This window comes from Sphingobium sp. WR1, from assembly GCF_059693745.1.
This window is the reverse complement of sequence record NZ_JCATID010000004.1, coordinates 293928-309184: the sequence shown is the minus strand read 5'-3', so window position 1 is coordinate 309184 and position 15257 is coordinate 293928. Positions and strand designations below refer to the sequence as shown.

The following is a 15257-nucleotide window of genomic DNA, read 5'->3' as shown; positions in this document are numbered from 1 at the left end:
GAAAGGGGAGCCGCGCCCAGCATTGCTGGTCGGGCGACGGGTCAAGGTCGGTGCAAAAAAGGAGTGGATGATGAGCGGGCAGAGTGAGTTCGCCCTTTGGATCGCGTCGACGCCGCTTAGTACGGCGATCGCCGACCATAGTTGGGTGATCCCGACAGTACAGAGCATCCATATTTGTGCCATTGCGGCCGTGTTGACGTCCATGGCGATGCTTCACCTGCGGCTCGCGGGTCTGATCGGGCGCGACCAGTCGGTCAGGCTGACGGCGCGGCGCTTCTTTCCCTGGGTCTGGGGCGCTCTGCCGATTCTTCTCGTCACCGGCGCCATCATGATCATCGGTGAACCGGAACGCGAACTGGAAAGCAGCTATTTCTGGTACAAGATGACGATCCTGGTGGTGGTTATCCTGCTGACGATACCGCTTCAACACCTGTTGGAAGATCGACNTGGGGCGCTCTGCCGATTCTTCTCGTCACCGGCGCCATCATGATCATCGGTGAACCGGAACGCGAACTGGAAAGCAGCTATTTCTGGTACAAGATGACGATCCTGGTGGTGGTTATCCTGCTGACGATACCGCTTCAACACCTGTTGGAAGATCGACCGTTCCGGGATCTGCCACCCGCAAAACGGCAAATCGTCCGCCTATTGGCACTACTGTCGCTGCTGCTTTGGTTTGCCATCATCTTTTGCGGCCGGTGGATTGCTTACGAATAATTGACGCCAGAATATCGGAGAGCGCGTGGTGGGCATCATGGACTTTTTTTCCTGGATTGAGGCGCGACCTTTCGCGGTCGCCATCGCTGAATCCCCGTGGATGTTTCCGGCGATCGAGGTGGTTCACGTCTGTGCGCTCACGCTCGTCGTCGGCTCTATCGCCATCCTTGACCTACGCCTGATCGGGCGGGTCGGACGGGATCGGGGCGTGATGGAACTGGCGGCGGAAGTGCTGCCTTGGACATGGGTGAGCTTTACGGTGGCTGGGTTGAGCGGCCTGTTGATGTTCTGTTCGGCCGCTACCAACTATGTTGATAACATACCTTTCCGCGTGAAACTGCTTCTCCTGGTCGCGGCGGGTGTCAACATGATGATCTTTCATTCGACCATATATCGAACCGTTCATGAATGGGACCGCACGTTGCCCACGCCGCCGAGCGCTCGTGTGGCTGGTATGCTCTCCCTCACTTTCTGGATCTGCGTGGTATTCCTGGGGCGCTGGATCGGTTTCGTCTGAACGGGACGAAGTCGACCGCGCCCCGCTTCAGCGGCCTTGATAGGCGGGATCGCGCTTCTGCAGGAATGCCGTCATGCCCTCGGACTGATCTTCGCTGGCGAACAATATCTGGAAGGCCTTGCGTTCGAGCTGCAGGGCGCTGGACAACGGCATGTCTTGACCCAGCTTCATCGCTTCCTTGATCGCCATGACCGACAAGGGTGGCATGGTCGCTATTGTCGCGCCGAGCTGTAGCGATGTCTCCAGGGCGTTGCCCGGTTCGACGATTTGCGAAACGAACCCCATGATGAACGCATCTTCCGCAGACACATGCTCCCCCGTCAGCACCATCTTCATGGCGCGATACTTGCCTATCGTTCTGAGCAATAGCTGCGCGCCGCCCGCGCCGGGCATGATGCCGACACGAATTTCCGGTTGACCAAATTTCGCATCGCGCCCCGCGACGATAAGGTCGCAGGCAAGCGCGAGTTCGCACCCGCCGCCCAAGGCAAAGCCTTCGACGGCCGCGATAAGCGGCTTCGAACAGTCGCGCGCCGCCTGGAATACCCCGTCGGTTTTCAACAGATTATGATCCACAGGCGACAGATTGGCCATTTCAGCTATATCGGTGCCTGCGGCGAAGGCGCGGCCTGCGCCGGTAAGGATGATCGCGCGTACCTCCTTCTCCTGATCGAGCGAGCGGATCAGATCTTCTATGCCCCGTTTGACCTCCAGGTTCAGCGCGTTCAGCCGTTCGGGCCGATTGATCGTGATGAGGGCGATCCTGTCCAGCGGCCGGCTCAGCTCGATCACCGCTTCCGTTTGCGCGCTCATGCGGCGGCCGCCATTCGTTCGGCCACAGCCGCGCGGCGGCGCAGAGCGGCGGAGGCGCGATAACGGCCTTCGGGATAATGGCTGGCCAGCGCGTCCAGCACGCCGACGATCTGACGCGCCCCGATTCGTTCTCCCCAAGCCAGGGGGCCGATCGGATAGTTCACCCCTTTGATTATGGCGAGGTCGGTATCTGCGGCTCCGGCGATGCCCTGCAGCACCAATTCCTCGGCTTCGTTGACCAGCATGGACACTGTGCGCATCACCACCATGCCCGCAATATCGGCCACGACTGAAACCTGTTTGCCAAGCGCTTGCAGGAAGCCGCTCGCGGTCACTCGCGCATCGGCGTCGCCATCCGGCAGGGCGAGGCCGATGCGACCCGCCGTTCGATAATCAAGCGCCAGATCGATCAGCGCCACGGGACCTTCGACCAGGCTCCGTTCCGTGGCGGTGCGGCCATCTGTCAAGGCGATCGCCGTCGATCCCACGCGAAGCCGACCAGCGCCCCGCTTTTCCCGAATGGGGATTCCCGCATCGCGGGCCAATGCCACCAGCGGACCCAGCGCGCCCGGATCGCCCTCCACATCGATATGAGCGGGGCGAGGGGCGAGTGGTTCATTCAGGGGAAGCGATGGCTCCGCCGCACCGGTATAGTCGTAAAAGCCCCGTCCGGACTTGCGGCCCAAATGCCCTGCTAGCACCAGCTCCTGCTGGAGAAGCGAGGGTTTGTAGCGGGGATCCTGAAAGAAGCCTTCATGCAGCGAGCGCGTGACCGCGAAATTGACGTCCTGGCCGATCAGGTCCGTCAGCTCCAGCGGACCCATGCGAAAGCCGCCGCTTTCCCGAAGCAGCGCGTCGATCGTTTCCGGCGCACATGCCTTCTCTTCCAGGAGGCGCAGGGCTTCGCCGTAAAAGGGCCGGGCGACCCGGTTGACGATGAACCCCGGCGTGGAGGCACAGAAAACGGCGGTCTTGCCCCAACCTGTCGCCAGCGCGCCAAGATGCTCGATGACGGAGGGGCTGGTCGCGGCGCCCCGTATGACTTCCACCAGGGCCATGGTATCGGCCGGATTGAAAAAGTGAAATCCGGCGAAACGCTCCGGTCGGCGCAGGCGTGCGCCGAGCGCGGTGATCGAGATCGACGAGGTGTTGGAGGTGATGATCGCGTCAGTCGCCAGATACCCCTCCATTTCGCGCAACACATCGGCCTTGATGTCGATATTTTCGACGATGGCCTCAATAATGAGACCGACGTGGCTTAGCGCCGCAAGGCTGTCGACAGATCGCAGCCGCCCGATGCAGGCGTCGACGTCCGATTGGGCAAGCTTGCCGCGTTCCGCCCGTTGGGCAAGCCTTTTCCGGCAATATTCCAATGCACGGGCAGCCGTGTCCGGCGCTGCATCATAGAGCAAGACCTGTTCGCCGGCCAGCAGGGCGGCCAGCGCGATTCCGCATCCCATCGACCCGGCGCCGATGACCCCTATCTCATTCGTCATTTGAATACGATCTCCAAAGCCTACCGATTGTCCGAAGGGCGTCGCGACGCACAAATTAATAAAAACCTATTATATTGGACTTTATAAATTGCAAGCCAGCCGGCATATTCCAGATATGCAATATGTCCCGACTGCGTTGATGGAGAAGACTTCGGCCCGGTTGGTCCGTACCATCATGACCGCTCGGCCACGATCATGATGGTACGGACTAGCACTCCCGCGGCAATCCGGTGAGGTCGAAGGCAATCAGGGGCGAACGGGCTAAAAGGGCGCTATATGCGTAGATCGACGGGACAATATCTGTGCCTTGCCTGCCTGATCGCCCTCCTGCCATTGGGAGGAGAAGCGCTGGCCCATGCGATAGAGGGGCGCGACGCGGCGTTTGTGGCCGCCGCTCGCGGCCCGGCGCCCACGATATTTCTATATCTTGGCGCAAAACATATGTTCGCGGGTTATGATCATCTACTTTTCCTCGCAGGGGTGATTTTCTTTCTACGCCGCTTTCGCGACATATTGCTCTATGTTTCCCTCTTCTCTGCCGGGCACAGCATCACTCTTCTCGCGGGCGTCCTTGGGGGGGGAGCGCGAATGTCGCGCTGGTCGATGCTGCCATCGGCCTGTCCGTGGTCTATATCGCAAGGCGACGGGGTTGCGCGACCAGGGCGTGCTGGTCGCGCCGTTCGAGGGCGTTCATGGCTGGTTTTTCCAGAACCAGTACGGAAAGCCGGTCAGAGTACATCTCCGGCTTTCAGACTTTTACGACCTTGTGCCTGGCGGACAAGCCGGCAATGAAGCCGGCCTCAAAGCCACTCCGATCCGGTAAGCCTGTGGCCATGATATGGGCGATCTTGTCAAACGGGGCGGCCCTGCTTGTCAGGTACATCGAAGCCGTGGCAGTTGCCGGGGTATTGTCGATGGTCGACGAAACATGCTGATCAGCCGTTTTCGCGCATTGCCCTAACCGCCGCGTCTGCGGATGAAATCCAGGACCCTGGCATTGAATGCGTTGGGCTGCTCCCAATAGGCGCTGTGACCGGACCCTCGGATTACCGCAAATTCGCTGCCCGGCGTTCGCCGGTGAAATTCGCGCAGCAGGGGAGGGGGCGTATACAGATCGGCATCGCCGGTCATCCATAAAATGGGGAGTTTCAGCGCTTCAATGTCGCTCCATTGAGTCTGGGGGCCGTTCGGCCGTCCTGGTGCCCGGGGCGGCGCAAGCGTCGCCGTGCGGGCGATCTTCTGCAATGCCACCCATCTCGCCACGCCCGCTGGATTGGCTGCGCGATAGCTGGGACCAAGTTCTCGCACTTCGGCAGGCAAATGATCGAAGGGATCAGGGCGCAGGCTGTCGCTTAGCGCGAAATATTCCGGATCGGCGAGATTGGCGAGGCTGCACGAGACCGTCAATGTGCGCACGCGCCCGGGGCGCGCGATGGTATAGTCGAGCAGCGCGCCGGCGCCTCCCGCAGAGCCTATCCCATGGAATCGATCGATCTTCAGCGCCTTGAGCAGAAGGTCGATATCGGCCACGCCCACAGGCCCGCGAATATCCTGTCCTTCGCTTGGGCTATGGCCGCGCCTGGACCAGGCGATGACGCGATAGCCGGCCGCCGCGAACACGGGCTGTTGATAGAGCCAACTCCGCGCATTGCCCGTCGCGGGATGCGCAAGCAACAGCGGCGCGCCTCCGCCGCCGGTGTCCCAATAATAGAGTCGGCCCTGGGGTACATCGACATAGCCGTCAGTCATCGCGACCTGGGGTGGGACCGGGACCGGAACGACATAGTCGTCGATGTCGCTTGGGCTGTTCGGGCAGGAAGATTGTGCCATGGCACGCTCCCCGAAAAGAGGCAGAGAAAGCAATGCCATCCCCGTCAGACCCATGACCTCGCGCCGTGCCGGATTTCGGGGCTTTTCCGTCCCTGTCATCCTTGTTTCACCTTCCGCCTTCGCCGACGGTTCATTACGCGCCGTTTCATGCATGGTTCCGGCGCTCCGCTTCAAAGGCCCGTACTATCGCGATCGCGAGTAATCCTCCCATGACGGTGAGATGCTCGTAAACGACCATCAGGGATGAATGACGTGCGCGCCCTTCCATCTCCCAAAAGGGCTGGGCGATGGGAATGGTGAGGGCGATGAAGACGATGAGCATCCCCGCGCCTACCCAGGCACGCCGCCCCCATATGATCAGGGCCGTTCCGATAAGCTGCGTGGCGATGGTGGCGGCATTGAAGATCGCCGGCGGATTGAGATTGAAGTGGCTCATGATCCCGACGCCCGACTGCCACCAGAATAATTTGGTGATACCGCTTATCCAGAAGGTGAAGGTCGCCAATATCCGCGCGAAAATTCTGACGAATGGGCTGAGCAGGACTTGGTCTGGAGAGATGGAAATCATATTGCTCCCTTCGCTCTTTACCGTATGAACCGCCTCAAGCAAGATGTTCGGATAGCGGGATAACGACAATAACTCGTTATACCATGTTATTAGGTTTTTCAAGCGTCCGGCGGGAGTATGGAACGCTCCATGACCGGCCGGGCTCATGGCTGCACGATTTGGGTCGGAGGATGGCCCACAGCTTGGGAGCCATCGGCGATCACCTGCTTTTGGTGGAACTGGATATAAAAATATGCCCATTCCATGTTTAGCACATGGTATCATTGGCGAGTTTGACCGATATTGGCCCAATGATGCAGCACGTAGCGATTGTAGATGATCACCCGGAGATCCGGGATCTGCTCAGCGCATTTCTGAGCAATAGCGGCTATCGGGTAACGACCGCGCAGGATGCGTCCGACCTTCGCGCCTTGTTGCAGATTACTGCCCCGGATATCATCGTCCTGGATATCATGATGCCGGGCGAAGATGGCCTGTCGCTTTGTCGAAATCTGCGTGAAACAACGGATATCCCGGTCATCCTGTTGACCGCAGTCTCGACCGACGTTGACCGCATCATCGGATTGGAGGTGGGGGCGGACGACTATGTCGCAAAACCGTTCAACCCCCGTGAACTTCTTGCCCGAATCAGGGCGGTTCTACGGCGCACCCACAGCCTGCCGCCGAAACAGAAGGTCCCAAGGGGACGGCGCCTGCGCTTCGCTCATTGGATCTTGGATCTCGCCAAGCGCGAACTGCTCGATGATGTGGATCTCGCAACGCCGTTGAGCACCGCTGAGTATCGCCTTCTCAAGGTCTTCCTGGATCATCCGCAGGTCGTTCTGACCAGGGATCAACTGCTCGATCTTACGATCGGACGCGTTGGAGACGTCTTCGACCGCAGTATCGACAACCAGATCAGCAGACTTCGAAGAAAGGTCGAGCGAGATCCGCGGAATCCCGAATTGATCAAGACCCATTGGGGCGGGGGCTATTGTTTCACGGCCGAGGTCGAAGCGCTATGAGGAGGTTCTGGCCAGGAAGCCTCGCGGCTCAGATCATATGCTTCATGCTGCCAATCATGCTGCTTGCCCAAAGTATCGGCTTCCTTGTGACGGCCGATGAGCGCGCGCAGGAACTGCGTGAGATCGCGCTTGAGGAATTTATCGTGCGATCCGCTACCGCCGTTCAGATGATCGAAACGACGCCGGTCGCCTATCAGAAAGCGGTTCTCGCGGCGATGGGGACCAACTATTCGCGCTTCTGGCTCAGTCCAAGCCCGCCCGGCAGCCTTGACGATTGGAGCCGCGATGCGTGGAGGCGACTGCATCTGCCGCTCGATGGGACGGCCAGTGCTGAAATCCGACGGGCCAGCCCCTGGGGAACGGGGGGAAGCGGCAACCGACCCTGGGGGGCTACCGTCAGCCGGACGCTCCGGTCGACGACACCGATTGCGAATGCATATTGGCGACCCATTGAACTCAAGACGCTCTCACCGACCGTAAGGGCGCAGCATGTCGTGCTCGACGATAATCATGGCGCGGGGTTGGTGGTCAAGCTGCCGAACGGCATGTGGCTGAACGCGGCCTATGCCAAGCCGCCCAAGAATTTCATCTGGCTTTCGCCGTCGACCGTCTCGCTGGCGATCACGGCGATCGTCCTGTCCATCCTGGCGGCCCTTCTCGCGCGTCGTATCGCTCGGCCGATGCGGCGGCTGACGTTGGCTGCCGAGGCGCTGGGGCGCGGTGAGCAACATATCGATATTCCTGAAGAAGGCCCCGATGAGATTTGCCGCACCGCCGTGGCTTTCAACCAGATGCAGGAGCGGCTGACCCGTGTTCTGGCGGACCGGGCGCGGATGCTTGCTGCGATCGGCCATGATCTGCGAACGCCGATCACGACGATGCGGCTGCGCAGCGAAATGGTGGCAGACGAGGAGATCCGGGCACGGTTGCTGAACACCGTCGATGAAATGCAGGCAATTACCGAAGCGGCGCTCGAATTTACGCAGGACCAACTGGCCGACGAGCCGACACGGCCAGTGGACGTCGCTGCTCTGGTCGACAGTATCTGCGACGATCTCTCCGAACTTGGGCGGGATGTGCGCTTCACGGAAAGCGCCGTCATTCCCTATCGCTGCAGGCCATCGGCTTTGCGTCGTGCCATTCGCAACCTTGTCGAAAATGCCGTTCGATATGGCGGTCGCGCCGAAGTCGCCGTCGCCAGTTCATATCAGGGTGTGGACATCATCGTCCAGGACGATGGTCCCGGAATTCCGGCCACGGAGATGGAGCGCGTCTTCCTGCCCTTCGTTCGACTGGAAGAGTCGCGCAACGCGGCAACTGGCGGGATCGGCCTTGGGCTTTCGATCGCTCGGCTGGTGGCCCGCAATCATGGTGGCGACGTCGTCTTGTGCAATCGCAGCAGAGGGCTGCGTGCGACCCTTCACTTGCCGACAATCATCGAGCCTCGCGCAAATAGTGGCGGAGTTAGGGCCGCTTGACACATTTGATACAATTTGCCCAATTTCTGGCGAAATTCTGCGACGAGTGTGACCTAGAAAACGGGCGTTAGCCCAAGGAACGAAGGCGGGATGCTCGAAATTACGATCAACGGTAAACGTCGCCAGTTCGACGGTGATCCCAGCGCGCCTTTGCTCTGGGTTCTGCGCGAGGATTTCGGCCTTACCGGCGCCAAATATGGGTGCGGCGCTGCCCTTTGCGGCTGTTGCACGGTTCATGTCGATGGCCAGGCCAGGCGCTCCTGCATAACGCCGATCGGCGATGTCGCGGGGACAGCCGTCACAACGATCGAAGGCTTGGGCCAGGCCGACGTCAAACTTCATCCCGTCCAGGAGGCATGGGTTGAACTCGATGTCGCGCAATGCGGCTACTGCCAGACCGGACAGATCATGCAGGCCTGCGCTCTGCTATCGAAGATCTCGGACCCGTCCGACAAGGATATCGACGAGGCGATGTCGGGAAATCTGTGCCGCTGCGGCACCTACAACCAGATCAGGCAGGCGATCAAACTCGCCGCGCGCAACATGGCCGGCGGCGGGAAATGAGGGTGGAAGAATGACCGTTCCACTCTCCCGCCGGCATTTTCTTGTCGCCGCGTCCTCAACGCTGGGCGCTCTTACGCTTGGCTTCCAACTCGCGCCCGCGGCTTCGGAGGCGGCGACGTCCGAGGAAATCAATGCGTGGCTGACGATTGATCCTGATGAAACGGTCCTCATCCGCATTTCGCGTGCGGAAATGGGCCAGGGATCGATGACGGGCCTTGCCCAAATGGTGGCGGAAGAGCTGGAATGCGACTGGTCCAAAGTCAGGACGGAGTTCGCCTTGCCCGGCGTAAGCCTGTCGCGAGGCAATGTTTTCGGTGAATTCCAGACGGGCGGCAGCGGCTCGATCCGTGAGCTTCATGAAACCATGCGGCAGGTCGGGGCGACCGCTCGTCAGATGCTGGTATCGGCCGCCGCGGCTCGGTGGAAGGTCGATCCGATCGAGTGCATGGCGACCGAGGGCTTCGTTGTGCATCAGAAATCGGGGAGAAGGGCGAGCTTCGGCAAGCTGGCGGAGGCAGCATCCCGGATCACGCCCCCCGCTGCGGTGGAGTTGAAGAAGCCTGAGAGCTGGAAGCTGATCGGCAAGCCGCTCCCTCGGCTGGAGGCCGTCGCGAAGGCGACCGGCCAGACGGCGTTCGGGATCGACGTCAATCGGCCGGGCATGTTCAACGCGGCGGTCAGGATGTGTCCGAATGCCGGTGGCACGGTCAAAAGTTTCGACGCCAAGGCGATCAGTGCCCGGCCGGGCGTGCGAAAGGTCGTGCAGATCGATCCCCGAACCATAGCGGTCATAGCCGATAAATGGTGGCAGGCCGAGGCTGGGATAGCGGCGTTGCCCATCGTCTGGGACGAGGGGCCGCATACCGATGTCTCGAGCGCGAGCATCGCACAAATGCTCGATGAAGGGTTGGAGACCGACAATCCCTATGCCGGCCTTCATGTCGGCAGCGTCGATGCGGGATTGAGCGGCGCGGTGAAGACAGTCACCGCGGAATATGCTTTTCCCTACCAGGCACATGCACCGCTCGAGCCGATGAACGCGACCGCGATCTGGACGCCTGAACGTTGTGAAATCTGGGCGCCGACGCAGAATGCGGCTGACATCCTCAACGTCATTGCCGAAGTCGGCGGGCTGCCGGCCGCACAATGCGAAGTTCATCCAACCTTTCTGGGCGGCGGCTTCGGACGGCGGCTCTATTCCGAATATGCCCGTCTGGCCATGCTGATCGCCAGACAAATGCCCGGCTCGCCCGTCAAGATGATCTGGTCCCGTGCCGAGGATATGACGCACGACCTTTATCATCCGACCACCCGGGCAAAACAGACCGGCGGTCTTGATCGCGACGGCAATCTTGTCGCGTTGCACATCCGTGTCTCGGGCCAGTCGATCCGCGCGGTGCATGCTCCCAAGCGCCTCGACGGCAACGGCGATCCGCATATGCTCAACGGCCTCAATAAAAATAGTTTCAACTATACGATTCCGAACCTGCTTGTGGACCTTGCGATGCGGAACCCGCCGATCATGCCGGGTGCATGGCGTGCCGTGCACGCCAATCAGAACATCTTCTATGTCGAAAGCTTCATCGACGAGCTGGCACATGCGGCCGGCAGGGACCCGCTCGACTTTCGGCGTTCCTTGCTCAGCCAGAACCCCAAGCTGCTCGCCGTGATCGAGGCCGCGGCAGAACGCATTGGATGGTCGAAAGCCCCGTCGGGTCGCCATCACGGCATCGCCGGCGCTTTCGTGACGGACAGCTATATTGCCGCTGCAGCCGAAGTCTCGGTCACGGGCGGTGCGCTGAAGATCCATAGAATGGTCTGCGCCATCGATTGCGGCACCGCCGTCAATCCTGCGCTGATCGAGCGCCAGTTGGACGGCGGCATGGCATTCGGGCTCTCTGCCGCGCTGTTTGGAGAATGCACGGTCGATCGCGGCGCGATCCAGGAGAGGAATTATGATAGTTTCGCTATCGTCCGCATGAGCGATATGCCGCCGGTCGAAGCGATCGTCATGCCTTCGGGTGGTTTCTGGGGCGGGGTCGGGGAGCCGCCTGTGGTGGTCGCCGGACCCGCCGTCATGAATGCCCTGTTTGCCGCAACGGGCCAGCGCATCAGGTCGCTGCCGCTCCGTAAGCACGAGTTAGGCGGACATGCCTGAAACGGGCAGCCCTGATATGATAGCAAGCACGCCGATCGATATCCTGCGCTTCCTGCTCGCCCGGGCGGACGAAGACCTGGCAACCGTGCTGGTGACGCTGACTGGTATCGAAGGGAGCGCATCCCGAGCGATCGGGGCGCAGATGGCGGTGGCCGAGGATGGCAGCTATCGGGGATCGTTTTCGGGCGGTTGCATCGAAGCGGCGATCGTTGCGGAGGCATTCGAGGTCCTTGCGAGCGGTCGCGCGAGGCTCGTTCGCTATGGCGTGAATTCACCCTATATCGATATTCGCCTGCCATGCGGTGGAGGCATCGACCTGCTCTTCAACCCGCGTCCCGACCGCGACGCCATCGCGTTCGCGCTCGCTCGCCTCGACCTCCGCGTGGCAGCGGGATTGCGTCTGTCCTTGCGAGGAGTAGAAATTTTCGCCGCGGCAAAGGATAGCGTAGGCCGTGAGCGACAAAGCGGCAGTATCGACGTCGATTATGTCCCGCCGATGCGGATCCTCGCCGTCGGTCATGGGGATGACCTCATCGCTTTCGCGCGCCTGGCCGAAGCATTTGGCGCTCAGGTCGTCGCTGTGTCACCCGACGCGCGGGCACGGGACGAATTGATGCCGCTGAACGGAGATATCGTTATCCTCCCATCGCGCATGACGCTCCCGAAAATCCAGACCGACCCCTGGACGGCGATCATCTTTCTCTTCCACGATCGCGACTGGGAAGAGGCGTTGCTGCCACAGGCGCTAGGCCTGCCCAGCTTCTATGTGGGAGCGGTTGGCAGCGGGCGGACGCACGCGGCACGGCTGGAACGACTGCGGGCGGCCGGGCTGCCAGCGCCGATGCTGGCCAAGCTGCGCGGCCGGATCGGACTCATTCCCGGCGCCCGCGATCCGGCCACGCTCGCAATCTCGATCCTCTCGGAAATCGTCGAGGAATATCATCTGCTATCAGCGCCGCTCCCGCAGGGGCGGGCGTTGACCGGCAAGCCGAAAAGAGCGGCGAGGCCAGTTTCGTACAATCGGAATGGAGCTGCCCATGCTGCCGGGCGCCCAGCAAGCGGATGGGGTGGTCGATGAAAATTGCGAGCATTGCCTTGGCAGTTTCGACGCTGATCGCCACCGCAGCGATCGGCACCGCGGCGATACGCGAGGCGCCGACCCGTCTGTCCGAACCGGCCTTGGCACGGCCAGTCGACCAACAACGCTCGCTGCAATATTTCGACCGCATCGCAACCGTGCTTCTGCATCCGCGCTGCATGAATTGCCATACCTCGACAGATTTCCCGCGCCAGGGTGACGATGGGCATCCCCATATCATGCTGGTGCGCCGTGGCCCGCATGACAGCGGCACGCCAGCCTTGCCCTGCCAGACCTGCCATCAGAAGGAAAACTCGTCATCCGGCGTGCCGGGCAACGACGTCTGGCACTTGGCACCGCTTCGCATGGCCTGGGAAGGGCTGAGCAAGGGCGAAATATGTCGGTCGCTCACCGACCCGAAGCGGGGCGGCATGACTCAAGAACGGTTGATCGAACATATGGCCGCTGATCCGCTTGTCGCCTGGGCATGGGATCCGGGCGTCGATCTTTCCGGCAAGCCCAGGTCGAAACCGCCGGTTTCCCATCAGGAATTCGGGCAGCTCGTCCGCGAATGGGTAGCAACGGGTGCTGTTTGCCCGGCCTAGAGGATTTTCCAGTCGGGTGGAATTACCCGAGGACTTAGAAAATACGTCAAACCAAAAACTTAGCGAGATGACTTTGGATTGAATCGTCATTGCGAGCGCAGCGAAGCAATGACGAGGTGAATTGATCTAATGGCAATCGCTCCAAGCCGGCTCGGTTCGATCCCCGATCATCGCATCGGGCTTCAACGGCACCCAATATCGCCGGCGCACCGGATGCCGAGCTCTATGCCATGGCGACAGGAATGCCCGTATGCGCTTGCACCATTTCGATTGTCACGTCCTGCGCCATTTCCCGGACGATCAGCCGGCCGTTCACGCGATCCAGGTCGAAGCGGCCGAGGTCCGTGACGATCGCGTCGACAACGGCCGTTCCGGTCAGGGGAAGGGTGCATTGGGGCACGATCTTCGGATTTCCTGACTTGTCGTTGTGGTTCATCACGACGACGACGCGCTTGACGCCGGCGACCAGATCCATGGCGCCCCCCATGCCCTTGATCATCTTGCCCGGCACCGTCCAGTTTGCCAGGTCGCCATTGCCGGCAACCTCCATCGCCCCAAGGATAGCGAGATCGATGTGCCCGCCGCGGATCATCGCGAAGCTGTCCGCCGAGCTGAAGAAGCTGGATATCGGCAGCGCGGTGACTGTCTGCTTGCCCGCATTGATCAGATCGGGATCGACCTCGTCCTCATAGGGAAAGGGACCGATGCCCAGCATCCCGTTTTCGGACTGGAGAACGACTTCGATATCATCCGGGACATAGTTGGCCACCAGCGTGGGTATGCCGATGCCCAGGTTGACATAATAGCCGTCCTGCAATTCCCTCGCGGCCTCGGCCGCCATCTGCTCCCGCGTCCACATGGTCATGCCTGCCCTGCTTGGCGTGGCCTCGTCGTACGGAATTCGATCCTTTTTTCATAGGACGGCCCTTGGACGATCCGGTTCACATAGATGCCGGGGGTATGCACATGATCGGGGTCGAGTGCCCCGGCTGGTACGATTTCCTCAACCTCCGCAATGGTGATCCTGCCCGCGGTCGCCATGTCTGGATTGAAGTTTCGCGCCGTCTTGCGATAGACGAGATTCCCTTCGGAATCGGCCTTCCAGGCTTTCACGATCGACAAGTCGGAGCGCAGCCATGTCTCGCGCACATAAAGCGATCCTTCGAAGTTCTCCACAGGTTTGCCTTCCGCGACGACCGTGCCGACGCCCGTTTTGGTGTAAAAGGCGGGAATGCCTGCGCCGCCCGCGCGGATGCGTTCGGCCAATGTGCCTTGCGGATTGAGTTCCAGCTCCAGTTTCCCGGCCAGATAGAGTTCAGCGAACAGCTTGTTCTCTCCGATATAGGAGGAGATCATCTTTCGGATCTGGCCATTGTTGAGCAGCGTCCACAGGCCGAAGCCGTCCGCGCCGCAATTGTTGGAAATGATCGTCAGATCCTTGACCCTGCTGCGCAGCAGGCCCGCAATCAGATGCTCGGGATTGCCCGACAGGCCGAAGCCCCCCGACATGATCGTCATACCGTCGAAGGCGAAGCCGGACAGTGCGCTGTCCGCGTCGGGAAAAACCTTGCATTTTGCCATCGAATATCCTATCTATCCGATAATCGGACAATAAGTACGATATTCGATGGAAGCCTGAAAGTCAAGATCAGTGGCCGAGAACAGCGAGAAGTCCGATCCCAATTTCATGCTTTCGCTTGCCCGCGGGCTGGAGGTTCTGCGTGCCTTCGAGGGGCGGGGATCGCTCACAGTGGCCGAGGCCGCGCGGATCGTCGGCCTTAGCCGACCCAGTGCGGGACGGTGTCTGCATACGCTGGTCCTGCTCGGCTATGTAAGCGAGGATTCCGGACGTTTTGCGCTGACGCCCCGGCTGTTGCCGCTGGCTTGCGGTTTTCTCACATCGACGCCGTTGGCGAGCGCCAGCCAGGCCGTCGCCAACGCGCTGCGCGATGGTTTGCAGGAAACCGTTTCCGTTGGTATGCTCGATCCGGCCGATCCTGGGCGGATCATTTACATCGCCCGCGCTGAACGGAACCAGATTATTGCCGCGCCCCTCATGGTGGGCAGCACGCTTCCCAGCCACTGCACGTCGATGGGGCGAATCCTGCTTGCCGCACGGCCGGAGGCGGAGTGGCAGGCGTGGCTGGCGGGTGCTGTGCTTGAGCGGCGCACGGAGCGCACGATCGTCGATCGGGACCTGTTGCGTGACGCACTGCGCGCTGTGATCGACCAGCGCTGGAGCCTGGTCGAGGAAGAGTTGGAGCCGGAATTGCGATCACTTGCGGTTCCCGTGCGCGATCGGGAAGGGAGCGTTGTCGCCGCGCTCAATGTCGCGACCTTTTCCCATGCGCATAGTCGGAACCATTTGCTCGACGCCTATCTGCCCGAGTTGCGTGCGGCGGCGGGGCAATTGGAGCGGGCTATATAAA

17 protein-coding genes and 1 pseudogene are annotated in these 15257 nt (G+C 60.9%); 12 read left to right on the top strand and 6 right to left on the bottom strand.

All coding sequences use genetic code 11. The features are described 5' to 3' along the window. Positions 1-67 precede the first annotated feature (67 nt). From AC58EF_RS07930 to AC58EF_RS07920, 3 genes are read left to right on the top strand one after another with little or no spacing between them, the layout of a single operon-like run. Positions 68-490 (top strand): DUF6644 family protein, encoded by a 423-nt coding sequence (locus AC58EF_RS07930; protein WP_497275851.1) that lies wholly within the window; start codon positions 68-70, stop codon positions 488-490. Next, on the top strand, positions 487-717 hold the full coding sequence (locus tag AC58EF_RS07925; RefSeq protein ID WP_497275823.1) for a DUF6644 family protein: 231 nt from the start codon (positions 487-489) through the stop codon (positions 715-717). Before AC58EF_RS07930 ends, AC58EF_RS07925 begins: the two co-directional genes overlap by 4 nt. Positions 718-742: 25 nt before the next feature. Next, the gene (locus AC58EF_RS07920; protein ID WP_497275822.1) at positions 743-1234 is read left to right on the top strand and encodes a DUF6644 family protein; all 492 of its coding nucleotides are present in this window, start codon (positions 743-745) and stop codon (positions 1232-1234) included. 27 nt (positions 1235-1261) lie between these two features. Here the strand turns inward: AC58EF_RS07920 and AC58EF_RS07915 are convergent, their stop codons facing one another. Then, positions 1262-2047, bottom strand: coding sequence for an enoyl-CoA hydratase-related protein (locus tag AC58EF_RS07915; protein ID WP_497275821.1), 786 nt, complete (start codon positions 2045-2047; stop codon positions 1262-1264). Further along, positions 2044-3543, bottom strand: coding sequence for a 3-hydroxyacyl-CoA dehydrogenase (locus AC58EF_RS07910; RefSeq protein WP_497275820.1), 1500 nt, complete (start codon positions 3541-3543; stop codon positions 2044-2046). Before AC58EF_RS07910 ends, AC58EF_RS07915 begins: the two co-directional genes overlap by 4 nt. 276 nt (positions 3544-3819) lie before the next feature. Between AC58EF_RS07910 and AC58EF_RS07905 the strand changes: the two are divergent. Both AC58EF_RS07905 and AC58EF_RS07900 read left to right on the top strand, forming a co-directional pair. Continuing rightward, positions 3820-4059, top strand: a pseudogene (locus AC58EF_RS07905) (HupE/UreJ family protein); the annotation flags it as partial. 133 nt (positions 4060-4192) lie between these two features. Beyond that, positions 4193-4366: a hypothetical protein gene (locus tag AC58EF_RS07900; protein WP_497275855.1), complete on the top strand. Its 174-nt coding sequence runs from the start codon at positions 4193-4195 to the stop codon at positions 4364-4366. A 134-nt stretch (positions 4367-4500) separates the two neighbouring features. Here AC58EF_RS07900 and AC58EF_RS07895 read toward each other — a convergent pair whose 3' ends face one another. Both AC58EF_RS07895 and AC58EF_RS07890 read right to left on the bottom strand, forming a co-directional pair. Continuing rightward, a complete protein-coding gene (locus tag AC58EF_RS07895) occupies positions 4501-5373 on the bottom strand; it encodes an alpha/beta fold hydrolase (RefSeq protein ID WP_497275819.1) in 873 nt (290 codons plus the stop codon). A gap of 145 nt (positions 5374-5518) precedes the next feature. Then, positions 5519-6088, bottom strand: a complete 570-nt coding sequence (locus tag AC58EF_RS07890; protein WP_497275818.1) for a DoxX family protein — start codon at positions 6086-6088, stop codon at positions 5519-5521. Between the two features lie 146 nt (positions 6089-6234). On the opposite strand from AC58EF_RS07890, the gene AC58EF_RS07885 reads away from it, so the two are divergent. From AC58EF_RS07885 to AC58EF_RS07860, 6 genes are all read left to right on the top strand, one after another. Then, positions 6235-6945 (top strand): response regulator, encoded by a 711-nt coding sequence (locus AC58EF_RS07885; protein ID WP_497275850.1) that lies wholly within the window; start codon positions 6235-6237, stop codon positions 6943-6945. A 56-nt stretch (positions 6946-7001) separates the two neighbouring features. After that, complete coding sequence (locus AC58EF_RS07880; RefSeq protein ID WP_497275817.1) at positions 7002-8423, top strand: ATP-binding protein; 1422 nt, start codon at positions 7002-7004, stop codon at positions 8421-8423. 90 nt (positions 8424-8513) lie between these two features. After that, on the top strand, positions 8514-8987 hold the full coding sequence (locus AC58EF_RS07875) for a (2Fe-2S)-binding protein (RefSeq protein WP_497275816.1): 474 nt from the start codon (positions 8514-8516) through the stop codon (positions 8985-8987). A gap of 10 nt (positions 8988-8997) precedes the next feature. Next, entirely contained in the window at positions 8998-11145 is a 2148-nt protein-coding gene (locus AC58EF_RS07870; protein WP_497275815.1) for a xanthine dehydrogenase family protein molybdopterin-binding subunit, read from the top strand. 16 nt (positions 11146-11161) lie between these two features. After that, on the top strand, positions 11162-12223 hold the full coding sequence (locus AC58EF_RS07865; protein WP_497275814.1) for an XdhC family protein: 1062 nt from the start codon (positions 11162-11164) through the stop codon (positions 12221-12223). 17 nt (positions 12224-12240) lie between these two features. Then, a complete protein-coding gene (locus AC58EF_RS07860; protein ID WP_497275813.1) occupies positions 12241-12828 on the top strand; it encodes an Isoquinoline 1-oxidoreductase subunit in 588 nt (195 codons plus the stop codon). 223 nt (positions 12829-13051) lie between these two features. Here the strand turns inward: AC58EF_RS07860 and AC58EF_RS07855 are convergent, their stop codons facing one another. Further along, complete coding sequence (locus AC58EF_RS07855) at positions 13052-13693, bottom strand: 3-oxoacid CoA-transferase subunit B (protein WP_497275812.1); 642 nt, start codon at positions 13691-13693, stop codon at positions 13052-13054. Then, positions 13690-14409 carry a CoA transferase subunit A gene (locus AC58EF_RS07850; protein WP_497275811.1) on the bottom strand — a complete coding sequence of 240 codons (720 nt, stop codon included), beginning with the start codon at positions 14407-14409 and terminating at the stop codon, positions 13690-13692. The genes AC58EF_RS07855 and AC58EF_RS07850 overlap by 4 nt, the downstream gene beginning before the upstream one ends. Positions 14410-14479: 70 nt before the next feature. Between AC58EF_RS07850 and AC58EF_RS07845 the strand changes: the two genes are divergently transcribed. Continuing rightward, positions 14480-15256, top strand: a complete 777-nt coding sequence (locus tag AC58EF_RS07845; protein WP_497275810.1) for an IclR family transcriptional regulator domain-containing protein — start codon at positions 14480-14482, stop codon at positions 15254-15256. Position 15257: the final 1 nt, after the last annotated feature.